The organism is Brucella sp. NBRC 12950, assembly GCF_030268145.1.
Taxonomy (GTDB): Bacteria; Pseudomonadota; Alphaproteobacteria; order Rhizobiales; family Rhizobiaceae; genus Brucella.
Genome location: NZ_BSQC01000023.1, coordinates 26,073 through 49,048 on the forward strand (window position 1 = coordinate 26,073; position 22,976 = coordinate 49,048).

The window sequence follows — 22,976 nt, forward strand, 5'->3', positions numbered from 1 at the left end:
GCATCTCAGGCTGAGCGACACGTTGTTTCGCAATTGTTTGAGCAGTCGGACATACGGCTGCATTGCAGCCAGCTGTCTTCCGAGAAGTTTACGACGCCTTCCTAGTAGAGAAATGATGATATGACGATTCTGACAGCCGGAACCATGAAGGTCGCGCTCGCTCTATCGAGCGTACTGCTTGTTGCCGGTTGCGTCGTCGGACCGGACTACGAGCAACCTCGACTTACACTTCCGACACACTGGGGAAGCAAGGAGGAGCAAAAGCTGGCCAAGCCGCCGCAGCTCTCGCAATGGTGGCTGCAGCTTCACGATCCGTTGCTCAACAAGCTCGTTGCTGAGGCAGTTGACAGCAATCTCGATATCGCCCTTGCAAAAGCGAAAATTCGCGAGGCGCGCGCCGCCTATCAGCAGCAGACGGGCGTGCTTCTGCCTTCGCTCGACAGTTCGACCTCGGTGACGAGGACACGCTCGACCGCATCGGCCGGCAGTTCCGATCCGAGCGTCTATACTCAGTATCAGGGTGGCTTCGATGCAAGTTGGGAACTCGATCTCTTCGGCGGCAACCGGCGCGGCCTGGAGGCCGCCAAATACAGGGAGCAGGCCGCCGAGGAGCAACTGCGCGATACACTCGTGACACTGATCGGGGACGTGGCTTCCAACTATGCCCAGGCGCGCGAGTATCAGGCGCTCCTCGTACTCGCCCGGCGCTCAGCCGCTTCCCAGGGCGAAACCGCGCAACTCACCCGCAAGCAACTCGAGGCTGGTGCGGCCACGAGCGTCGACGATGCCAAGGCGCATGCGCAGGCGATGTCGACAGAAGCCGATATTCCAACGTATCAGATTTCATACGCCCAAAATGTTCATCGCCTGAGCATCCTCCTTGGCCAGCCGCCCGCAGCTCTGGAGGAGCGGTTGAAGACGGCCGGCGCGATCCCGTTGCCGAATATATCAGTCTCGACGGGCATCCCGGCCAATGTCTTGGTGAACCGACCGGACGTGCGCCTCGCGGAGCGGCAGCTTGCGCAATATACCGCGAAGATCGGACAGGCCGAAGCCAACCGTTATCCATCGATCAGCCTGACTGGCAACATCGCTACCTCGGCGCTGAACATGAGCGACCTGGGCAAGAAGTCAACGATCGGCTGGTCGTTCGGGCCAACGCTCACCGTGCCGATCTTTCAAGGTGGGCAGCTCAGGGCGGCTGTCGAAGTCGCCAATGCCCAACGCGACCAATACTACGTGTCCTACCAGGCGGCCGTACTCAAAGCGATGGAAGATGTCGAGAACTCCATCGTGTTGCTGTCACAGACGCGCATGCGATATGCGAAACTCACTTCATCGACCGCCTCCTATCGCAAGGCCGCCAAACTGTCGCGTACCCTCAACGAAGCTGGCGAGGTCGATTTCTTTGACGTGCTCGACGCGGACCGGTCCCTCTACACCGCCGAGCGAGCATTGATCCAGAGCCGCGCAGATATCGCCATTTATTTCATCGCACTCAACAAGGCGCTGGGTGGTGGTTGGGATGGTGCAGTTGATAGTTCCAATCCAGAAGTTTTCGATACCAAGGCGGGTCCACGGCTGGCAACGACGAGTAGTGCGAGTGTGCATGCGAAGAGCAGATGACCTCGGATTTGAGCTCCGCCATCTTCTCTATGTGATCGCCACGGCGGAGCTTGGCGGCATACACCGCGCCTGGCGGCATCTTGGGGTTGACTCTGGCGCCGTCAGCCGCCGTACTAGAGACTTGGAAGACGAGATTGGCGCGGCTCTCTTCATCCGTGGACATGGCGGTGTAACCTTCACCTATGCAGGCGAACGATTTCTGCGGCGAGCTCGCAAGGCGGTCGCCCAAGTTGGTCATGCCGTTGGACTTGCCCGTGTTTAGTGGAGAGCTTCTGACACTATTTTTCGCTTCATCATCTCGAACTGGATCGGCGATCTGTATCCGAGGGCCGAATGTCTTCGGATGGGATTATAGAAGCCGTCAATGTATTCGCCAATGGCTTTAGGTGCGTCATTTCTGGTCTGGAACACAGTTCTCCATATCAGTTCCGACTTGATCGTCTTGAAGACGGTTTCCACCATTGCATTATCATAGCAATTTCCTTTGCCGCTCATAGATGGAAGCATGCTGTGAGCTTTGAGGATTTTGCGATACTCATAACCCGCATATTGGCTTCCCCTGTCCGAGTGCTGGATCAGTCCCGGCTTTGGTTGCCGGTTGCAATAGCCTTCTTCAAAGCCTAGGTCCTGTTGACAAAGTGCTGCTGCCAATGCGAATCCTGCCGTCAGAGGGACGTCATGGCGATACTTAGGATTTATGATCTCAAAGATAATGTCCTCGCGCTTGATCTCAGAGACTTACTGCGGCTTTTGACGCCTCGATCTTTGCAGGCAAATTGGACAGTTTCGACCGTCAAATCATCCAAGCCTGGGCACGAATGGTTTGAGGCCACAGGTGACGGCGGCGAGCAACTGGAGGAGTTGGCGCAAGACAACGCCCGGCTTTCAGGCTCCGATCTAGCAGCCTTGGCCGAGAAGACGCAGCAGGTTATCTGGGGCGAGTTTGTCGGCTCCGGACCGATGCAGTCAGACAAGACATGGATTACGATCCGAGCCGTCGACAGCACATTCTACGAGATCGATACGGACGATGAGACGGTGCTGAGTAAGATCAGCTCGACCTACAAAGACGTCCGAACTGGGGAGGCTCCGGTAAGGTCATGGGTTTTGGACCATCCCGGTGAATGATGGCAGCCAGACGCGAACGTCAGCCAAAGCAAGGAAAGCAGCGAACGACCGTTCGGTTTTATCATAGCGGGTGGCTACGCGCCGAAACTGCTTGAGCTTGTTGAACAGGCGCTCGATACGGTTTCGATCCTTATAGGCCCGAAAGTCGCAGACGGGCGGCTCTTTTCGATTTGCCTTCGGCGGTATAACGGGCGTGATCCCGTGGGTTAGCAGTTCTTCGCGCAGGAAGTCGCTGTCATATCCCTTGTCAGCGAGAAACATTCTCGGTTTGCCAACTGGCATTGCTAGCAAGCCCGGAATGGCATTGTAGTCCGATGCTTCGCCACCCGTCAGGATGAAGCCGAGAGGGCGTCCTTGACCGTCTGCGCGGGCGTGGATTTTTGTCGTAAAGCCACCGCGTGATAGACCAAAAGCCTCCTTATAAGTCCCCCTTTAGCGCCCGCTGCCTGTGAATGGCCTCGAACCGTGGTGCTGTCGATCATGTGCTGCCAGTCGTCGGTTAGCCCCAACTCGACAAGCGTTTCGAGAAGTCCATCCCACACGCCTTGTTCCGCCCAACGACGGAAGCGAACATAGATGGAGTTCCACTTGCCGTAGCGCTTGTGCATGTCGCGCCAGGGGCAGCCGATCCGCAGAACATGCAGCATTCCGTTGAGATATCGTCGGTTGTCATGAGAGGGCCGAGACTTCCTGCCGCGCTCGGTAGGTAGCAGCCCCTCAATGATCCTCCATTCCAAATCCGTCAGATCGCCACGCGCCAAACCCGCCTCCTAAAAGACAGTTTTGAATCATGCTTCAACTGATTTGGGAATCCACTTTGTCAACAGGACCTAGATCACCAGATCGTTTTTAATCCGATTCCGTGCTTCCCAGCCGGTAATACGACGAGAGAAAAGATCGACTACAATTGCCAGATACAGTAAGCCTTCAGCAGTCCATATGTAACTGATATCGACAACAATTTCTGATCTGGTCCATCGCAAGCGAAGTCCTGATCCAGAAGATTGAGAGCTTCAGGCTCACCATGATTGCTGTCGGCCGTGCATTTGATGCGAGTTTCTGACGGGCCTTAAGACCGTTTTCACGCATCAGTCGCGCCGTGCGGTGTCGTCCTGCTCGAATGCCTCTTCATTCAGTTCGACATGCATTCGAGGGCTGCCATAGGTTTCACGTGACAGTGCAACTTGATTGCGAATATGCGCAAGAATAACCATGTCATCAAACTGGGGGCGGCTACGGACGCGATGCTTCCATGCATAATAACCACTGATGCTGACACCTCTGCGAAGGCGCACAAACGCGACAGAGACATATGGACCTTCTCCGTATCGATGAAAGCAAACTTCATCGACTTGTCTCCCGAGCGAAGAAGGCCGTCGCTTTTTTTGTAAATCTCGTTCCTGTCGTAGAAGCTCGTTATCTTTGTGAAGCCGAGCAAGCTCCTGGCTCATGTCTTCGTGCGGACCGGAGAGTAAATCTTTCTCAGCAAAATTACGACGCCAACGGTCAAGTGTTGATTTGCCAATGCCAAGGTCCTCGGCAACCGATGAAATGCTTCGACCACTCGTCGTTAAAATCCGAACGGCTTCGCGTTTGAACTCTTCTGTAAATTCTCGCTGCTTCAATTCTAAGCCTCCTGTCAGTCTGGTCTAACAGAAGTCCTCCACTTTTGAAGGGAAGTCCAGAAGTGGCTTCCCGCGATAAAATGCAAATGCCGATTGCTGATTTGTCGGCGGGGACGAAAAGTTTCATCAGCAAATTGCATGATGATGAGACCGGCATGGGGAAGTTTCTCAGCAGTTGTGATTGCCGGATAGCGCGCAAGGAAATCACTGGGCTTCTGACCGGGATCAACGAGCGGTTTGGTGCGTTTATAATAAATCCCACGGAAAGCGAGCGGTTCAACCGTGTCGTAGCAACTCTTGATCTTAATGTGGCTCCGCTCAGTTGCTGCAGATTCAGGCCAGCGATATTCGGGCAACGTGGCAATGGCGAGCAATCAATCAGACGCAGAGTATAAGCCAGTTATCATATCACGGGCATGAAATTACCCCCTAATAATTGAAGTTTAAGAACATTGTAAACCATTGGATTTTATGATTAATTTGCTCCATTGCAGGAGTATATTTATGCGTTATATTTTAATTGCCGGAATTGTATTGATGACCGGATGCACCAACAAACCCGTTATGGATACAAAGCCGATAAGTCCCATTATTGATCAAAAAATTGATACTATAAAAGAAGAAAAGAATTTCGTTTACCTGGAAAAGTCGGACTTTAATCATCGGCCGACTGGTGTGATCAGGATGATTGAATCGGCTCAATCCGACACCTCTTTGTTCATGCCAATGCGTGCCAGCTTTCAGGGACCCATTGAGGATCTGATTAGAAACACTGCCGCTGAGATTGGTTACGGTGTTCGCAAATATGGGGAGCGCCCTGGTGCACCTGTTCTTGTCTCGGTCAAACGGTCAAGCGACACGGCCTATGCGATTTTAGAGGAAGGGCTTTTGCAATCACAGGGCTTGGTTCGGCTGACCATCGATCCAGCTCACAAGAGCATGACGGTTCGTTACAAGCGACCGGAAAAAAGCCCCGTTCCACATATTGACGATGCGAGGCTGTAAATGCGCCTTTCTCTCCCTGTTGTTTTTCTTTCCCTTGGTTTGGCCGGTTGCACGACAACCAAGCGGGATATTGAGCCGCCAACGCTTCTGATCGGCGGACCTGACCGATTGACCGGTGCATCCTATGTGCCTTCAACCTTTGAACAGTTTGCCAAGCGGACCGGCAATGCCGGCAGCGGTGCCGGTGTTGCAAAAGCAAGATCCGAGATCCTGCGCGATGCGGCGATATCCTACGCGGCACAGGCTGGTTACGAGCGCCGCGTTTATGAAATCATGGCGGAGCTTGAAAAGAAGTCGCCGGAATTATCTGAAGAATTCAATTTCAACGCAGTCGTCTATGCCGCCCCTAAAGAAGCTGGATTTGTGGTGCCGCCTGTTGTTACCAGAGCGAGTGAAGCGCTGACCATTACCAAGGGTGGGCGTGAGAGTGTGGCGGCTGACGAATATTATCGTATCGAAAAGCCGGGCCGGATTGTCGGCATCGTTCCGACATGGCGCGATTATCTGGTGATGCCGCTTGATAAGGCGGCCGAACCTGATGAGCAGTTTCTGCCGGTCGGTAAGCAAGAGCGCGCCATCTGGGACAAGTATATGGTCGAGGGGTGGAAGGAAGGCCGTTCGCAGGCAGATGAAGCGCTGCAGATCAATCTCAATCTGTTGCGGCGCGACTATGCCGGTATGATCGAATACCGCCGTCTGGTCGAGGCTGGTCTGATCAAGTCACTGCTGATTTCTTCCAGTGAAGTACGTTCCAAAGGAACGCGTGCAGAACTGTTCATTGGTCAGCGGAGGGTTCGCATCGAAAACGACGCAACCTTTGTGACCAATCCAAAAAAATGGAAACCGGTCACGCGCCGCGTCGATAAATAGGCAGACCTAATGATCGACTTGAGCAAAATTTCGCACGAGCCTTACGATCCCCGCGGCACGTTTGTGCCGCTGCTGCTGCATGAACCTCAGCGTTTTGATAACAATAGCGAGCTTATCGACCACCTTTTTGCAGCCGCGTCCCATCGAGGCGCGTCTGACTTCTCCATTATGTCGGAGAGCCGCATCCATGTTCAGATCAACGGCCGCCAGTATTACGGCTCATTGCGTAGTTTACACACATCGGAAGTCGACATGATCCTGTCGGCTCTGTGGCGTTCAGCGGACGCAGCAGGCATTATCCGCCAAGGTCGAGCGCTGGATTTTGCCTATGAGATCGGCATTAATCGCGCGTCCAGACGCCGTTATCGCATTAACGCCACCGGTATTTCGGTTAATGGTGCAGATGGTTTCGAACTCTCTATCCGTTCATTGCCGTTAAAAACACCGACATTGGATAGCGTGAAGCTTGAAGACGAGATACGCGATTATCTTAATCCCAAAAGTGGGTTGATCGCCATTGTGGGCGGCACCGGGCATGGGAAGTCATCCACGATGGCAGCGATTACACGTTCGCATCTTGAGAACAGGCAGAACCCACGCAAGATCATCGATTATCAGGCACCGATTGAATATACGTTCCGTGATGTCCTGGAGAACAATCTCGCTTCACCAGCCTTCATTGCGCAGTCGGAAATCGGCGAAGGACGGAATTTCGCAACCTTCGGCAAGGCAATCTGGGCCTCTTTGCGTCGTGCGCCGCAAATCATCAATGTCGGTGAGTCCCGTGATTATGAATCGATGTCAGGCTGTCTTGCGGCCTCAGTGCAGGGGCATATCGTCAACACGACGACCCATGCAGGGTCTGTCGCCGAAGCTTTGCGGCGCATGGTACTGGAGTTTCCAGCGGATGAACAAGCAAGCCGCGCTTATGATCTCATCACATCGCTGAAAGTCGTGGTGGCACAGCATCTGGTGCCGACGCCCGATTACAGCGGTCGCTTTGCCATTCGCGAATTCATGATCTTCACGGATGCCGCGCGCGATCGCTTTGCCTCAGCACCGTTTGATAACTGGACCAAGGTTGCAAGCGACGTTTTTAAAGACGCAAAGAACGATGGCAGGCTTATTGCCCGGTCACTCCCCCAAAGCATTGATATCAAGATCAGACAAGGGCTTCTGACGGAAGCAACCGCGCGCGAACATTTGGGATCGGCTTTTTACGAAAGGCGGACGGACGGTCTTTTGGGCAAGATGTTGGGCTGACCGAGACAAAAGTTAAAATGATATATTGAGGGATATGCTAACCAAACCTGTTCCGGGATGAATTGCTATGTTTCCAAAATATCTTAAGCCAGTCTTTGATCGTGAGGCATATGGCCCGATATCAAAAACGGAAAAGGCAGTACGATTTTTGATCTTCGTGCCAATAGCATTTGTATTCATGATACCCGGTATTGGCTTGCTTTTAGTCTTTGGGCTCTCGATGGGAATTGGACCAATGCGAATTCTCTTGGATGATACGGGTACGATGACCTGGCTCAAGATTGTCATGTTTCTGGTTATTCCCATTATGTTCCTATGTGGAATGTGGGTTCGTAAGTATTGCTTGCCATTTGACTAGCGCGCCAAAAGCACGTCTGCCTTAGTTCAGGGCGATTTATCGCTGTCCGAATTTTCCTTACCTTTGTTCGCATTCAACCGACGTTGGTTCCAGCCGAGTGCACCAATCGTCGTACTCGAGACACCAAAATTTGTTCCTTTAAACTGCGCAGCGGCACCTAACCCGGCTCGCAAGGATGACTGGCTGTCGAGCTGATCGCCGATTTCATCAAACCATCGGAATACACGACCTGGAAATCCCGCGATCAGAGAAAACGATAATTCAATAATGGCTATGTAGACAAAAGCCATAAAAATGCCGACGACCAGAATTCCTGCATACCAACCGAAGCTAGCCCAGCTATCTGCGACGAGGGATTGCGAGGATGTCAGGGCGTAATACATGCCGGCATTGAGCACATTTCCAGCAATCCGAAATACAATCATCCCAGCTAATAGTCCGAAGATCATCAGCGTGGGTGTCAGCAGCAGGGAAAGAAGCAGGACATAACCCTTGCGGGCGTGAGAACCGACAAAGCCATGTCCGCCCATAGACAGATGTGCGATGGCCCAAAGTGGTGCTGCAAAAATGGCCTCTATAATAAGAATAATAAACGACATGATTGCCAGAACCCAAATGATGGACGGCATCAGCGGCAGAACAAACGACATTGTGCTCCCCAAAGCCATCAACGCCAGCAGGGCTGGTCCAATAATTGTCCCGAGCGTAGTGGCAGCACCGCCCACAAACGGCATAGCACCGAAGAACACAACTGCTGCCGTTGTGACCGCTGCAAGTGTCGTCAATTGAATGCCGAGTAGTACGATGGCATTCATGGGATCTGAGACAGATGAGTTTGGTGCGAAAAGCGCGATGCTCTCCAACAGGCCACCTGATGGAGGCAGGATATTGGCCAAATCGCCGCCATTGTCGGCAAACGCCAGACGCTCATTGGTGAAGGCTCTGATACCGCTGCGCGTGACGGATTCATTCCACCAGTCTACCGTGCCATTGTAAGTCGCGGTAATTTGGTTGAGGAATTTCTTGGCATCACCTTCGGCAGAGCCGAACCAGTAACTATTCTGAGCCGCATATTGAGACGCCACGGCATTGACGACAGGACCATGCGGATTGGCCGCGCCACCAATAGCGCCGCCCGGCGTAACGCTTGGCATCATTGAACCGACCGCATTGGCGTCGGACGACATGCGCGATATCAGCTGATAATAAAAGCCCGCCTGTGACCAGCCACCGTTCTTCACATTGATTGAGAGTTTTTGATCCGTGCTTGCGCCAGGAGTTATGACGGTGATGTCCTCAGTCTGATTGAAGGTTGTTTTTGCGACTTGATTGAGACGATCTGTGCCGATGAACCTGCGCAGCAGTTGGCTTTGAGCTTCGCGCCATTTCTTCATGTCAAGAGCAAGGTTGCGATAAGGGGGTAGGGGCTGTCGCTTGGAAACGGTTTGCGCCAGAAGATCGGCTACGGGCGCAAATTCATCGGCCATCATGTCTACGTTCTTCTGCATGTCAGCAAGGAAATCATTGAACTTGTCACTGGAGCTCTTGTTGAGATCGTCTTTACCTGTTTGAGCGGTTTCGGCGATGCGACGAAAGCCGACAGTCTCGGTCGGCAGCGTAATCTTTCCGCAGGCACCAGCTTGTGTCGGCAGGCTGTAATCAAGAACGTGGACACCGGATTGGAGAACCCAGTGCCTTGCAACACCATCCATGTTGTTACCGCCCTTGGCGACTTCCAGATTATAGACGGCGCGGCAGAGTTCCATACGAAACAGGGATTGCAGGAACTGACCATCCGGCCCATCCGTTTCGGCTGCTAAAACCGGAATTTTCTGCTCTACGATTATGTCTGCCGTCTGATCCCAAAAGAAGGTTGCGGCGGCGGTACCGACGTTTACTGCGTAGGCAGAAATATACTGTGCAGAATTATAACCGCCTGGCATGACAGGAGCGAGCGCTGCTGCTGCAAGGACAATGCGGATCGGAACCCATGCGGTCGAATATCGGCTTCCCAGAACCTCTCCTTCGTTGGCCGTATCAACAGTGGCGGTCACAATATTATAGAGGAAGATGACAAGGCCGATGGAGAAGAACAGCACGTTAAAATTGAATATGAGAGCGGAAATCAGTGTTTCCTTGTTTGGCCCATCGAACAGGGGGCCAAAAATCATGTTCAGATAGGAGTTTGTGCGCGTATCGCCTTTACCGCTGATAATGTCGACAACATTGATCTCGGAGGCAGCATGAGCCCTGGAAACGGCCATCGTGGCAAAGAAAGCTAACAAGCCCAAGAGACGCTTAATCATCGCCAACCCCTCTGATTTCGGTTGCCCCAAGGTCCTGACCAAAGAGGAAATCGCGCAGAGATCCCATTCGCCGTTGTTTCAGTTGCCATGCCCGGTACGAGGCACGACATCCCAGAATGATAAATGCGATAGCCAGGAACAGGAGGCTGAATAAGCCAGTCGGTGTGAGGTGGAAAAAGAAATAAAATGCGGGAATGAGCGCCATAAAAATCGCAGATGCCATCAGAAATATAAGGGTTTCACGATCCCACTTATAAAGTGCTTGCTGTATCGCATCCTCACCTAATGTGCCGACAAGCCGCCAGAATCGCTCATATCCGCCGTCTTTGTCCTGAAACGTAAAACTGCCCTGTTGAGCCCGATTGAGCAGACGAAATGCATTTAAACCTCCGGCGCTTGCATTTAATCCAAAACGAGATCCGCGCCCGATGTCCCGGTATGTTTTTCCGCGCCATGATAAATAGCTGCGGATAGATCCAAATCGTCGCTTACTGGCATTATCCTGCATATAAATTTCCCTCTCCAGCATGACTTGTCTGAACTCACGTGCCGCCTGATCCCGGAGCAATCGGAATGCTGGTCGCTTGGGTATCGCGATCGTCGAGAGTAGATGAGAGGAGGGCTGCAAGCGCGACTGCGTTGCGTCGTTCTAGATCAAACCGCATCCATTCAATTTGCTGGGTCAGGGCTGTTGCCAGCAATTGTTCACGTTGAATGGCATCTGGTGACATCTGGGCAATCTGTTCATGCCATCTCGCGTTGGAAAAACGCGAACGGACAAAAATGTCCATGGCTTGTAGCTGCGAGACCTGATCTCCAATCGCATAGGGATAGCCTTGGGGTGCGGCCTTTTTCGCCCAGGCCGCGAGTTCTGAGCTGCCGGTTGGTGTGACCAGATCACCGAGGTAGCTCATGATTGCGTGTGCGGCTGAACGTCTACTGGCATCAACCTGACGCGCCGCAATCTGTGCTTTACCAGCAGGGGACTTTGCCTCAAGCGCTGTGATCGGCTTTGCCGGTACTGGGTCGACAATATTGTTAACGAGGCGGATCTGTGCGCCTGCGATTTCCTTTTTGGTTGTATCAAGGGTTATCGCATCGGTGATCAGACGTGCGTCTGAAGTCGGATCGGCGAAGCCGCCAGTGCCCTTAAATCGGTCACGGTCGGTAATGATCGCGTTGGCAACGGCCAGACCACCTTGGGCAACGGGTGCGCCGATATCTTCATTGCCGTAGGACCAGTTTCTGGAGGCATTGGTAATGTCCTTGCCACTCAGACCCATGCCACCGCCAGCTTTGCCAATGCTGAATATCCCCGAAAGATCGGCGCAGGCAGAAGGAGCGGGATCATAGCGGCCACTCTCTGCCAGTCCACGTGCAATCTGCTTTTCGCGGGTCACATCATTAACCTGAGCGGCTTCAGTGATACGCTTCTGGGCTTCGGTCGAGCGCCTTGAATAGGCACTTAACTGCGCAACGCCATCAAGGATGGTCTGAGAAATTGACTTGCCGACATCGGTTGTATGTTCATTGACACGTTCAACACCATCATTGACGATATTGCGGATGCTTCGGCAGTCGCAGGCTGCAGAGGCTGCACTGGTTCCTGCCAAAATAGAGAACAGTGATGCGGCCATATAAGAGTTGCGCTTCTTCATCACATCGCTCCTCCGTAAAGACCGCGATAGAGTTCGTCCATTATGGTTTGGGCGTTCTCACGAGGGCCAGTGTTCACAATGTCGGCGCCGTATTGGCCTATAGCTCCGTTACTGACACCGAAATCGATATCAGGTCCGCCATTTGCGCCAGTACCGGGTAGATTTAATCCGTGGATCGGCGGAATGCTAAAGGCATTCTGAAGCGGTTCTGTAACTTTTGCGATTTGATCTCGCGCCATTGAACAGACTTGGTTTTGTGCGTCTGACAGCGCCCCGTTGAACAAGCTGTTGAGGCTTGGTAGTTGGATGGCTGTATCGAGATTGACATCCATCAGACTGTCCAGACAGCTTAAACCCGCCAATGGTGCGGGCATTTTTAAAGCCTGTTCGCGCCGCTTTACTTCACCTTCAATACCGTTGCGGATAGCATCTTTAAGATTGACCTTCACAGCAGGAAGGCAAGCTTCGCCGGAATTGGCAAACAGGCTGTCCATCGGGTCGGCACTCGCCTGAACGCAGGCAGCAAGTACCATCATGCTGCAAAGTAAATTGCGCATCATAATGTCCCTTTCTCACCTTGAAACGGCGGTCTTTCTTGTATGAGAACAGGCCGCACACTGCCGATGCCAGGGAAACCGGCAGTATCCTGATACATTGGGGCGCCACCTGTCCCTTGATCACCGGCTAGTGCGCTATTACCGGCCCCACCTGCTATGCGGTTCATCAGATAGGCTTGTAATTCCTCATAGGATTTGAAGCCATTCGCCTTCAAATACGCTGGCGGCAATACCCTTGGGTCAAAACCGCTAGCTACCCAGTCGTTGAGGCCCTGGGCACCTAAAAAGTGCGCCGCTTGCAGTAAGCCATCCTGGCTCATCACCACACCATTGACAGTCTGCCCGACCAACCCACGCGTCTGATCGCTCATGGTGGCCCAGTTGCTTGATGCCAATTCCTGATTGGCTCTATCCTGTAAAGCAGCACCTGCCGAGGAGTTCCTAAGATCACTGAGCGAACTCACGCCCGAATTCTTGGCCTTATCCGTGAAGGAATAGTTCGAATAATCAGATTTGCTACCGCTACCGTTATAGGTGAGATATCCGAGGTTCTCCCACGTGCCAGCGGTGATCTGATATTTGCCGAGTGCAGAGGATGCATTACTGTTCATCACAGAGTAGGAGTCCCCGCCTTCGAATTTCGCGACATCCTGATTGTAATCAGCAAGTGCTGAAACAGCTGTCACGCATAAGGGAAGGGTTATGATAGTGGGGAGGGAAATTGCGCGAAGGTTCATTTGCGCTTCTTCCCTGCAATTGTGGGCTTTTGTGCCGCAATTTCATAGGCAGGGGTATCAGAGCCAATTTTATAAAGGTTGAGCCCGTTGAAGCTCACAGTTTCAACTAATGGATTATTGTTGGCGTCGCGAAGAGAGGAAGCGCCAGCTTGACCTTCCATCGAGCCGTATTTTGCAAGGATTTTCGCCCTTTCGTCGAGAACAAACACTGTGCAGAGTGTTTGACCGCAATAATATAAGCTACTGATTGATATGATTGCTCCGTTTCCATCGTTAAGCGGAAGGTCAAGCACAGAGTATTTTGTGTCGCTGCGTCTATCGTCGGATTTTCTTGCGAGGTCTTTATCGACAGCTGCTTTCTCGACGGGTTTAATCGGACGAAAGTCGAATTTAGTTTCGGCAAGCTGAGGCCAGTATTCATCACCCGTCCATTTCCACATACGGGTTCCGTCATAGATGCCGCGAAGCCCATTATCTCCAACCGGGCCAAACTGAAGGTTCTTCGCTTTGCCGCGCCATAGTTCCAGCCATTGCTTGTCGTCGTGAAACAAAACAGCATAAAGGCAATCATCCGTGCAGCTTTTTTCCGTTGAAAGCTTCAGGACCATTTGCTCAAAGCCCGCATCTGGCTCTTTCAGCCACAGCCGCTTTGCTTCCACATATCTAAACTGGTGTCCGTACATTTTCCGGGCGACCGAGGTTGCTTGTGGGTCCGAGCCATCAAATTTGATCGTCAGATCGGGCTGATATTGAAGAAACTGCTGCTCATTTCCTGCTTTTTTTGGCGTGTCTGCCTGACCTGGCGTCATTCCCGCCAGCACAAGCGTGAAACCAATTGCAATTGAAAATATCGTCTTAAACATCACGGAACCCTCTTATGATTTCGTCGGCAATCGTTCGGATAATGTTGTCTTTGGCGCGGTCATCTACAGTCTGCCCCCGCGCTTCCATTTCTGCTTTGCGCGTTTCAAGGAGTTCAGTAGCGGTTCCGGTCGGAAAGCGTTTTGCGAGAACGCGGCGTGCCATTTTTGGGCCAAAGGTTTCGTAGAGCAGCGCGCGGAGAGCGGTATCATCTTGCGTGGTGGAGAGGGCCCAATTCTCAATCGGGCCGATATCATTGACGAGAGACTGAATGTAGCGCCCCGTTTTGAGCTTCATCATCGCAACAAATGGCGCACCTTGGCCCGAGATCGGGCCATTCAGGCCACGCAATACATTTTTGACCGTTTCCGAAAGGTTGTAGGTCTTGCCGAGCGCTTGAATGCTACTTTCAGTTGGCACATTGCAGAAGAAGAAATTATTCGCGAGCTCCTGAACTTCCTTGTCAAAATCCTCAATGAGCTGCGATGCATAGACCTGCTGAACACCGGTTTTGCGTCCCACACGAGCATCATTCTGATTTTGCTTACGAAAAAAGGTCAGCCCTCCCGTCCTATGATACTCATCATAGGCCAGACGCTTATGCATCTGCTTGTTATCGCTCACGCGCTGTGCGTGATAGGCGCGAATATTTGGCGGGATGCTGTCATCCTTCAGGTCATCATCATGCAGCCAGAAATCGGTTGTGATGGTGTGGCGGGCCAGCATGTACATGACTGCCGATTGCCGATGTGCGTGAGCGCCCGAATTGGTGGCAACCGCTTCCAGATCAAAGGCAATAATACGCGCACCGGCCACGCTGAAACGGGTCGGGTAGGCAAGCAGCGGAAAATCGCGGCACGCCGCTGTAATCATGCGTTGGAATGCAACAACAACCGTTTCACCGGTCGATTCCACATGCATTTCACGAAACGGTTCCTTGACCGTTTCCCTGTTGGACATGCTGACGAGATCGGCCAGTACCGGAACGGCAAATCGTTGCGCGAGTGTGGCTTCGTGATATCTGCCGTTCCGAAACAGGAAGTCCACCACTTCATACCAGGTGGTCGCACTGTCTAATTCAAAGCCAAGAATTTTAAGCGCCGTATCAACATCCACACTATCCGTTGCTGCATAGCGCTTTGGTGCGATTTTATCGGAATAATATTCGTAAGCCTCCAGAATGGCTGCCCGCGCCAAAGCACTGATGCCATCATATGGGCTCTCCCGGTTATCTGGCGTGCAACAAAGACAAATGAGGTTGACCAGATATTCCAGTTCATAGGCAAATGGTTTGCGCATGCCCAATTGGAGATCAAACGGATTGACTGCATATTGCTCACGGTTTTGCAGGCGGAGATGCATAACCTCGTGACGACGCGAAGGCGGCAGAGCTTCTTTGAGCAGATTGATGAACCCCTCACTCGATGGTCCAATGTCGATGATCGATATACGGGGCAGCAAGGATGTGCCGGTTTTTGAACGCCCGACTTGCGGCGACAGTGCAATCGACAGGTTCATTGAGTTTGATAGCACCGATTTACCAGTGCCGGGCTGACCCACGATGATATCAACCCAACCAAGTTGGCGCGAAGAACCGGGATTATACGGCCATAATTTCCCGTCATGCGTGCGAAACAGGATCGATCCGCGGCGCCAGGGACTGGACGGTCGCGCAAATGGAGCCAGCGCAAATACATCGGAAAGATAAGCTGATGCAGCGGGCGCAGTTGAGGCAGCACTGATACCCAATGCCGATGACATGATACATTCAACAGGATCGCCAACCTGCATATCTGTCTGGCAATTACCCCAACCGTGTACGGTTTGGCGCAAAGTCGCAATATCGGACAAAAGCTGCTTTTCATCGCCCTGATCACACCATGCGGCAAAGGATGCCCGCCAGCGAACAACGGTTTCACCATCGCCGTCCTTGGCTCGTGCCGTCTCGAAAGCCTTTTTAATGCGGCCATTGGTGATGCGACCTGTAAAGCTCAACAGGTTGACATAGTTCTCTTTGAAAACTTGCCCTTGAAATCCACCGCTATCAACGAGCATCGAGACCCGCCATGAAATCTTGCGGCGCTGATCAAGAATGCGCGAGATCAGATCGTTGAAATTCACGACCTGTTCGGGACCAAGAACAATGTCAAAGCCACAATAGATTTTACTACCAAATTCAAACACGCGGTCATTGAGCAGAGTGCTGTCTTCGGACATGATTTGTGAGGTAAGCGACGGCCATAGGAGATGCGAGAAATCCTTGCCTTGCAGCTCGATATCGGTGTTGGGCATTTTTGCCCGCAAATAATCTCCAGGCAAAACTGGCGTCCAGTCGTTTGAAGCAGCGAGAAACTCCGGGTTCAGAACGCCCTTGATTTCGGCTAGTGCTTCACGAACATTCAGCAATTCAACATCAAAATCACATCGTTTAGTCTCGCGTGAAAGCGATTCAACAAGTGCGTCATGCCGGGTTAGAAGCGCCGGCAGTGCCGGTATGGGGAGTTGTGCTGTTACTGCGGGCGGAAGCTGTTTGATCTCGTCATTGAGGACTGCCGCTGAAGTACGGCTTTCTTCGCGCGACAGCATTGTCGGCCGTGACCACAAGACGATATAGGCACGTTCGCCGCTCAGCTTGTCGGGCAAACGGGCTTGGCGCTCTTCGATCAGGTCATTAACATCAAGCTCAGCTCCCCGCGCAATGTTGAGGGTTCCCGCCAGAATATTCTCAAGTTCCGCGAGGCCAACATCAGGAAGATGACCAAACCAGAATTGCAGGGTGAAACCACGTGTGCCGAACTGTGACGCCAGTGACAAACGTAGCTTTGCTACATCTTCTGAAAGTTCTGCCGATCCTTTTATGGACCGACAGCCTTCCAGGCGGAATAGACTGACAAGCGAGCCGTCATCGGCCACCAGCACGTGGTCGCCCGTCACGGTGACAAGACGGCAGTAGCTTTCCAAAGTTTTACGCAAAACAGACCCGCTCAGGAGATAAGCAAGTCCATTCAGTGTATCGCGTATGATTGCCATCAGTTTATCGATCGCAAAGAGCCATCAACAGATGTGGTTGTGGCTCCGGAGCCAAAGAAGGTTGCAACCCCAACGCCGAGATAGCTTGGGATGCCAATCAATCCCGCAGCCACGAAAAACGACATAATTGCTTTGCCGACGCTGTTGTTTGGGTCATGGGGATTGCGGCGGTGTTGAAATAACATCCACAAGCCTATAATCCCTGCAATCACACCAAAGACGAAAGCGAGGGAGCCGATCAGATCCGCGATAGGTCCAACCGCCTCGGTGCGCAGGTTTGATGCCATGTCGCCAACGCCGCCAGAAGATGCAGCCACCGCCGGTGCGCTGGCAATGGTCGCGGTGCTTGCCAATAAAATTGCCTGGGTTTTCGTCATAAAAAATGGCCTCTAAGTATTGAGTAAAAACTTTTCTAAAATCTCAAGAAATGCTACTAAATTCATTGCAAATATCCCGCCGACAATATGTGTCATGCCTTTTGATATCATGCCTCTGTTTGGATATATTGCCGATAGATTTGCTATATATATGCCGCGTACGAATGCGATTAATCCGATAAACTGAATTATTCTTATTACGGATATAATAACCTTGCGCCCCATTTCGTTATTGGCAGGCTTCAGGAGCTGAGGTGCATAAGCAAAAGCTTCACTGGCAGCGTATGTCTGATCCATGCCAAAAATTGACATGAGAAATACGGACATGACACTCGAGAGCGAAACAAACGCCACCGCCAACACGAAGAGAAATGCAGGCCCCTGCCACCCAGCTTGAGACCAGCCCCTGGGTGAAAGGCTACGGTCACTGACAGCCGCAAAGCCACGCAGAGAATTAAGTGCGCACAAAAGCCCAATACAATAGACAATCGCAACCACCAAAGACTGAAACGGTGGCATGAGGGCTGCGGCACGCTCCATCAGTCCGGCAAGTCCCTCCATGCATTATTCTCCCTCTTCAACAGCCTCTTTCGTGGATGTTGTTTTCTCCGGTTCAGCTTTCGAATTCTTTGATGGCGTGACCACCATAAGCCGGGTGGGTGAAGCGATGTTTTGCTCGCTTAAAGCCGCTCCTTCGGCGCCCGTCATGGTGAGGCCGTTTGCTGAAATCCCTGTTCTGCTCCCAACATTCTCCTGTTGTTGCATGACGATTTCCGTCAGCAGCTGGTTACGCTCTTTGAGTGCTTTCACATGCCCGACAAGGCGGACAATGATGCCGTTTTCACTGGTGAGGTTTGCCAGCTGACGGCGCAACGTTGCCGTTTCTAAAACCTGCTGTTTCAGACTGTCTTCAAACGCGGCTGTTTTTCGCTGGAGCGCTGTTATCTCTGAGCGATCCATTTTGGGGGAGGGTCCATGCGTGAGCTTGGCCAGGCCCCAACCGCCAATGGCGGAAATAATTGCTGAGACGACGACAACCGCAAGCATTTGCAAGGCAAAGCCATCTCTATCGTCGCCGTTCTCCCACTCAACACTCATGCTTGCCTCTCAATCGTGATTAAAAAATCGTTCGGTTCTAAAAATTATCAATGCGGCAGTTTTAACTTGTATATTTATTTTTAATACATCAATTTAAAGATAATTCCAATATAATACATGAGTATATATATAATGAGCAATAAATTGGGAGTTAAATTATTAATTATTCTACTTATTGGATACGGAAGCAACGCAAATGCTCAACTAAATACAAAAGAATACAAGATTGATACTCAAATATCTGATTATGCTCATAGGGTATTATTCGAAGAGAGTTTAAAAACAAAACTGTTGTTCAAAATGGGTGGTCTGCAAGTCTGGTCCATTCTGTTGCCTGATCAACGCCCTGAAATCGCTTTTACGACAGAGGAGGGCTTGCTGATCCGAGGCAAGATCTTCGGTCCGGAAGGGGAAGATATTTTTGCGTCACTCACTTCAGTGGATCCACTCAAGCCAAGGTCTGCAACGCGGAACGATAAAGTACCGCCAACAAAGCCACCGGTGCCAGAAGCGGAGACTGTGCCAACAATTCGTGGCTTACCACCAGCATCGACAACGGCCACCTTTGACGCACGCGCTGCGAGCGGCATGGATGATCCATCGGCTCCAACATTTAATACACTGGCCGAACTGCGCGATCAGGCCGATAGCTATTCCATGTGGATACAGGCGAACAGGTTCGAAGAGGGCGCGCCAGTCCTCTATATGTTTGCCGATCCCCGTTGCCCGTTCTGCGCAAAGTCACTGGTTGAGCTGAAGCCGTACTTGGATCGTGGCGAGATTGAATTGCGCATCATCCCGACACCGGTTCTGTCTGCCTTATCGTTTCAGCTCGCCGTCAGTTTTGTTCAAGACAAAAACCCCGGCGAGACATTCATCAAGCACAGTGAAGACATGCTCAACGGTGAGCCGGAACGCACACCCTTACCCGTCAATCAGATGGACAAGAATGTCATTAAGGCCATGACAAAGAACGTCAAATGGTTTCGCAAGAACCGCTTAAACAGCGTTCCGTTCTATCTCTACAAGACCGATCAGGGTAACCAGATTTTCTATGGTCAGATCAGCGAGGAAAAGATCAAAGCCATTGTGAGTGCTGGAAAAGCCGACGGCAGGGGAAAAAATGAGCAGTAACGATTATGGGCGTGTTGAATCTGTACTGATTAGAGCAGAAACCTATCGTTCTGCTTATCGGCGCATGACGTTTATTGCGATCAGCCTTGCAGCCACAACTGCTATTTGTGCGACGGCTGCAACGCTCCTGGCTATATCAAGGCCCACGCCCGTCTATTTTGCCACCAATGCGTCTGGAAGCATTACGCGGCTTATTCCTTTGACTGAGCCATATTTGAGCCCGGCAGAAATTGCCAGCTTTGCAACCGAAGCGGCAACGCGGGCACTTACATATTCTTTCTCGAATTATCGGGCCGAATTTGAAGACATGAAGCCCTATTTCGCGGTGCCAGTTGGCTGGAACTCGTTTGTCGATGCCCTCAATCGAAGCGGTCAGATCGATCTTGTCAAAAACCAGAGACTGAACACGACAGCCATTGCACAAAGAGCGGTAATCGTCAGGGAAGGGCTGAACCCTGAGGGCATCTACAATTGGATCGTGCAGCTGCCTTTACGCGTGACCTATCAGTCATCCAGTCAGATCACGGGACAGAATTTCATGGTGACGATGACGCTGACCCGGATGAAGACCAACGAATATCCACGCGCCATTGCCGTTGCCAACTTCAATGCAGCTCCCGGAGCATAAACATGAGAACCGCAATCCTTCCCGCGCTGTTACTGTTGAACCTGCTGGCTGGTCCCGCATTTGCGCAATCGACACATAATATCCCTGTTGCGGTTTTGCCGGAGCAGAAAGCTTCGCCACAAAACCTCAAGTCTGACCCACCGGCTTCATCAAAGCAGGATCCGACCCGCTTCGGACAAGCACCCATGGCGCGTCCCAGTCAGAACGGCTCCAAGAAAGACGAGTTGCCGCCTATCATCGGCACAGACCGGCTTTTGCAGTCGCTGGACGAACTCGATAAGCCGTTGTCACCAGAAGTGATAACCGCCTATGGCGCAGCCGTTCAATCCTTGATGCCGATGACGCCCGAGATGATCCGTGACTATCGCAAGCGTGTGGATGATATTGAGAAAGCAGCATCCGAGCCACCATCGGGCGAACAACCCCGACTGATGAGCGATGCCATCCGGCTATCCTTAAAGCCTGATCAAGCTGTGTCCGCGATATCCACAGCTCCCAACACAGTTTCCGTTATCAGTTTTTATGATCGCACCGGCAAAGCATGGCCTGTGGCGTCTTATGTTGTTGGACGTGCCGACAGGTTTCAGGTCTACGCACTTCAGGAAGGCTCAAACAAGCTCGCAATCAGCGCCTTGCAATCGCACGGCTATTCAAACCTGATCGTCTCTCTTGTTGAAGAAAGCAGGCCAATCGTTCTCAATCTTAAGACCAGTCAGAACACAGCCTTGGCACGACGGGATATTACCGTCGAAGGCTATGGCCCTAATGCGGCTGTGAACCCGACGACAGTATCCGCCAAGGTCGCACCCAGCGACGGTGTCATGATGGCTTTTGTTCAAGGGGCAGGGTTGCCAAAGGGTGCCGTTCAGCTTCGCACCACGGACCCCGATACAGATGTGTGGACCTATTCCGGTGATTACTTTCTCCGTACACAGGACACGCTTGTTTCACCATCCTGGTCATCTGTGTTGACCGGTCCCGGCGGTGTTCACGCTTATCGAATTAAAAAATCCCCCGTCGCTCTCATTTCCCGCAACGGTACAATCGAACGTGTGAGGATTTCAAATTGACCGAAAATGCCCCAGAACCTGTAACGCCAACTGTAGAGGCGCCAAAGTCCGGTCTTGAACAGTCGGTTATCAATCGCCAAAATCGTGCACGTTTTAATTCGACTTTCTATTTGATCGGTGGAGCCGTCCTCGTTTGCGGGGTTGGCCTCACCTTGCTTAAAGCAATGCATACTGAGGAGCTGGGCAATTCCCGCATATCCAGACCACCCTCGGTTGATACGACACCGGCAGGCAAGCAGCTCGCAGAAAGCCAGCGCTATAAAGAGACGCTTGATACGGTCAATCGTCGCAATGCAGAAAAGGCCGAGCAAGACGGCGAGAGTTTCGTTGCAACACCTGACGAACCATTGCGCGACATTGACGACAAACCAAAACCACTGACCAATTTCCGCAAGCCTGTTGCTCCAGCCAATGAGCCTGAGCAAGACGCAAGATCGCCAGTCGTTACGACACAGGCGGCTGCGTCGCCACAGCCTGCAGTGGACTATTCGCGGATCAATCAGTTAGCGAGCCGGATTGCTACCAAGGCAACCGAATATGAACGGGGTTGGGGTGTTGCCGGATCAACAAACACCATTGTTCTCAATCAGGATCTTTATAAGACCCCCGCGCAGCGTAAGCAGGCGGTGCTTGACCGTACACAAAAAGCTCAGGAGCAAATAGGGGGCGAAGATTTTTCACCCAACAACGCGATCAATGCTGGCCAATTTGCTTTTGCGCGTCTCATAAACAGTACCGACTCCGACACACCCGGTCCCGTTGTTGTCGAGATCATGAAAAAAGGTCCTTTGTATAAAGCCCGCATGATCGGCGAAATCAAACAGAATGACACAACGAACGCGTTGATCGTTCAATTTAACCGCATGGTGTTCCCCGATGGCTCGGAAACGCAGGTTTCAGCCTATGCCGTGGATGCCGCTACGGGATCGATAGCCGTGCAATCCGAAGTCGATCGGCGTTACTTTGCGCGTTACGCGCCTTTGATCGCCGCATCTTTCATCGAGGGGCTGGGATCAACGCTTGCTAAAAGCGGTCGCTCCATCATTTATGGCCCCGGCTATGCAATGATGAACCAGCAAAAGCCGCGATTTGAGCAAGGGCTCTATGCAGGTGCAGGCAAAGTCGGTCAGCGCATGGCCCAGGATATCGAGCGTTTAGCGCCCAAAGGTCCACTTGTTAAACTCAATGCAGGCAACACGATCGGTATTTTGTTCTTGCAGGGCGTGCCAATGCCTCACGCGGTTCAATTACAGTCGCAAGAGGCAGCAGAATGAGCCATCACTCCGACATCTTCGGCAGAACGGTGGAATGGCGTGAAACAATGCGAAGTTCATCCTTCTTTATGTTGGATGGGTATTTTGTACTCTTTCTACCATTGTTCTTTTTTCACATCCGGTGGTGGACGTTTACGGTTTTAATTATCGCTGCATTTGCTTTCGGCGCTATGCGGTTCTTTAAATATCGTCCATCCAGCGCGTTTCGCGCCATCCGCTCGGCATTAGCAGGCTCATTAAGGCCCTGTCGTCCTCGCTATAAGGCAAGAACTGCTATTGATTATGGCTTTGAGTATTGAGATTTAGAAATGGAGATAGGCGAAAGTCTATTAGGTCTGATTGCCCAACATAGACAACCTATCCACAGAATT

22 protein-coding genes and 2 pseudogenes are annotated in these 22,976 nt (G+C 51.9%); 11 read left to right on the forward strand and 13 right to left on the reverse strand.

Annotated elements, in window-relative coordinates:
* The first annotated feature begins 120 nt into the window (after positions 1–120).
* Both QSJ70_RS25875 and QSJ70_RS25880 read left to right on the forward strand, forming a co-directional pair.
* Positions 121–1,626, forward strand: coding sequence for an efflux transporter outer membrane subunit (locus QSJ70_RS25875; RefSeq protein WP_285540900.1), 1,506 nt, complete (start codon positions 121–123; stop codon positions 1,624–1,626).
* Complete coding sequence (locus QSJ70_RS25880; RefSeq protein WP_285540901.1) at positions 1,610–1,888, forward strand: LysR family transcriptional regulator; 279 nt, start codon at positions 1,610–1,612, stop codon at positions 1,886–1,888. Before QSJ70_RS25875 ends, QSJ70_RS25880 begins: the two co-directional genes overlap by 17 nt.
* Here the strand turns inward: QSJ70_RS25880 and QSJ70_RS25885 are convergent.
* Positions 1,885–2,223, reverse strand: a pseudogene (locus QSJ70_RS25885) (integrase core domain-containing protein); the annotation flags it as partial. The gene QSJ70_RS25880 and the pseudogene QSJ70_RS25885 sit on opposite strands and share 4 nt — an antisense overlap.
* Positions 2,224–2,304: 81 nt before the next feature.
* Between QSJ70_RS25885 and QSJ70_RS25890 the strand changes: the two are divergent.
* Positions 2,305–2,754 carry a hypothetical protein gene (locus QSJ70_RS25890; protein WP_285540902.1) on the forward strand — a complete coding sequence of 150 codons (450 nt, stop codon included), beginning with the start codon at positions 2,305–2,307 and terminating at the stop codon, positions 2,752–2,754.
* Here QSJ70_RS25890 and QSJ70_RS25895 read toward each other — a convergent pair.
* Both QSJ70_RS25895 and QSJ70_RS25900 read right to left on the reverse strand, forming a co-directional pair.
* Positions 2,725–3,515 (reverse strand): IS5 family transposase gene (locus tag QSJ70_RS25895; RefSeq protein WP_285540903.1). Its coding sequence is split into 2 segments (ribosomal slippage): positions 2,725–3,185 and positions 3,185–3,515, totalling 792 coding nucleotides; the frame shifts between segments, so codons are not numbered across the junction. The two genes, QSJ70_RS25890 and QSJ70_RS25895, sit on opposite strands and share 30 nt — an antisense overlap.
* 72 nt (positions 3,516–3,587) lie before the next feature.
* Positions 3,588–4,397: pseudogene (locus QSJ70_RS25900) on the reverse strand (IS3 family transposase); the annotation flags it as partial.
* Positions 4,398–4,883: 486 nt separating this feature from the next.
* Between QSJ70_RS25900 and QSJ70_RS25905 the strand changes: the two are divergent.
* From QSJ70_RS25905 to QSJ70_RS25915, 3 genes are read left to right on the forward strand one after another with little or no spacing between them, the layout of a single operon-like run.
* Positions 4,884–5,384 carry a DotD/TraH family lipoprotein gene (locus tag QSJ70_RS25905; protein WP_285540904.1) on the forward strand — a complete coding sequence of 167 codons (501 nt, stop codon included), beginning with the start codon at positions 4,884–4,886 and terminating at the stop codon, positions 5,382–5,384.
* Positions 5,385–6,254, forward strand: coding sequence for a type IV secretory system conjugative DNA transfer family protein (locus QSJ70_RS25910; RefSeq protein WP_285540905.1), 870 nt, complete (start codon positions 5,385–5,387; stop codon positions 6,252–6,254).
* Positions 6,255–6,263: 9 nt separating this feature from the next.
* A complete protein-coding gene (locus QSJ70_RS25915) occupies positions 6,264–7,517 on the forward strand; it encodes a type IV pilus twitching motility protein PilT (protein WP_285540907.1) in 1,254 nt (417 codons plus the stop codon).
* 384 nt (positions 7,518–7,901) lie between these two features.
* Here the strand turns inward: QSJ70_RS25915 and QSJ70_RS25920 are convergent, their stop codons facing one another.
* The 10 genes from QSJ70_RS25920 to QSJ70_RS25965 are packed head-to-tail and all read right to left on the reverse strand — an operon-like array spanning position 7,902 to position 18,499.
* On the reverse strand, positions 7,902–10,181 hold the full coding sequence (locus tag QSJ70_RS25920) for a DotA/TraY family protein (protein WP_285540909.1): 2,280 nt from the start codon (positions 10,179–10,181) through the stop codon (positions 7,902–7,904).
* Positions 10,174–10,689, reverse strand: a complete 516-nt coding sequence (locus QSJ70_RS25925) for a hypothetical protein (RefSeq protein ID WP_285540912.1) — start codon at positions 10,687–10,689, stop codon at positions 10,174–10,176. Before QSJ70_RS25925 ends, QSJ70_RS25920 begins: the two co-directional genes overlap by 8 nt.
* A gap of 34 nt (positions 10,690–10,723) precedes the next feature.
* Positions 10,724–11,839, reverse strand: coding sequence for a conjugal transfer protein TraW family protein (locus tag QSJ70_RS25930; RefSeq protein WP_285540914.1), 1,116 nt, complete (start codon positions 11,837–11,839; stop codon positions 10,724–10,726).
* Complete coding sequence (locus tag QSJ70_RS25935) at positions 11,839–12,399, reverse strand: hypothetical protein (protein WP_285540915.1); 561 nt, start codon at positions 12,397–12,399, stop codon at positions 11,839–11,841. Before QSJ70_RS25935 ends, QSJ70_RS25930 begins: the two co-directional genes overlap by 1 nt.
* Entirely contained in the window at positions 12,396–13,133 is a 738-nt protein-coding gene (locus tag QSJ70_RS25940) for a hypothetical protein (RefSeq protein ID WP_285540916.1), read from the reverse strand. The genes QSJ70_RS25935 and QSJ70_RS25940 overlap by 4 nt, the downstream gene beginning before the upstream one ends.
* A complete protein-coding gene (locus QSJ70_RS25945; RefSeq protein WP_285540918.1) occupies positions 13,130–13,996 on the reverse strand; it encodes a hypothetical protein in 867 nt (288 codons plus the stop codon). The genes QSJ70_RS25940 and QSJ70_RS25945 overlap by 4 nt, the downstream gene beginning before the upstream one ends.
* Entirely contained in the window at positions 13,989–17,024 is a 3,036-nt protein-coding gene (locus QSJ70_RS25950; RefSeq protein ID WP_285540920.1) for a putative type IV secretion/conjugal transfer ATPase, read from the reverse strand. The genes QSJ70_RS25945 and QSJ70_RS25950 overlap by 8 nt, the downstream gene beginning before the upstream one ends.
* Positions 17,024–17,401, reverse strand: a complete 378-nt coding sequence (locus QSJ70_RS25955) for a hypothetical protein (protein WP_215780712.1) — start codon at positions 17,399–17,401, stop codon at positions 17,024–17,026. The genes QSJ70_RS25950 and QSJ70_RS25955 overlap by 1 nt, the downstream gene beginning before the upstream one ends.
* Before the next feature lie 12 nt (positions 17,402–17,413).
* On the reverse strand, positions 17,414–17,962 hold the full coding sequence (locus QSJ70_RS25960) for a hypothetical protein (RefSeq protein WP_285540923.1): 549 nt from the start codon (positions 17,960–17,962) through the stop codon (positions 17,414–17,416).
* A 3-nt stretch (positions 17,963–17,965) separates the two neighbouring features.
* Entirely contained in the window at positions 17,966–18,499 is a 534-nt protein-coding gene (locus QSJ70_RS25965; protein ID WP_285540924.1) for a hypothetical protein, read from the reverse strand.
* A gap of 132 nt (positions 18,500–18,631) precedes the next feature.
* Here QSJ70_RS25965 and QSJ70_RS25970 point away from each other — a divergent pair, with 132 nt between their 5' ends.
* Genes QSJ70_RS25970 through icmT form a run of 5 tightly spaced genes read left to right on the forward strand, consistent with a single transcriptional unit; the run spans position 18,632 to position 22,904 of the window.
* Positions 18,632–19,633 (forward strand): thioredoxin fold domain-containing protein, encoded by a 1,002-nt coding sequence (locus QSJ70_RS25970; protein ID WP_285540926.1) that lies wholly within the window; start codon positions 18,632–18,634, stop codon positions 19,631–19,633.
* Positions 19,623–20,261, forward strand: coding sequence for a type IVB secretion system apparatus protein IcmL/DotI (locus tag QSJ70_RS25975; RefSeq protein WP_285540927.1), 639 nt, complete (start codon positions 19,623–19,625; stop codon positions 20,259–20,261). Before QSJ70_RS25970 ends, QSJ70_RS25975 begins: the two co-directional genes overlap by 11 nt.
* A 2-nt stretch (positions 20,262–20,263) precedes the next feature.
* On the forward strand, positions 20,264–21,331 hold the full coding sequence (locus QSJ70_RS25980; protein ID WP_285540928.1) for a DotH/IcmK family type IV secretion protein: 1,068 nt from the start codon (positions 20,264–20,266) through the stop codon (positions 21,329–21,331).
* Entirely contained in the window at positions 21,328–22,605 is a 1,278-nt protein-coding gene (locus QSJ70_RS25985) for a TrbI/VirB10 family protein (protein ID WP_285540930.1), read from the forward strand. Before QSJ70_RS25980 ends, QSJ70_RS25985 begins: the two co-directional genes overlap by 4 nt.
* The gene (gene icmT / locus QSJ70_RS25990; RefSeq protein WP_285540933.1) at positions 22,602–22,904 is read left to right on the forward strand and encodes an IcmT/TraK family protein; all 303 of its coding nucleotides are present in this window, start codon (positions 22,602–22,604) and stop codon (positions 22,902–22,904) included. Before QSJ70_RS25985 ends, icmT begins: the two co-directional genes overlap by 4 nt.
* The last annotated feature ends 72 nt before the right edge of the window (positions 22,905–22,976 follow it).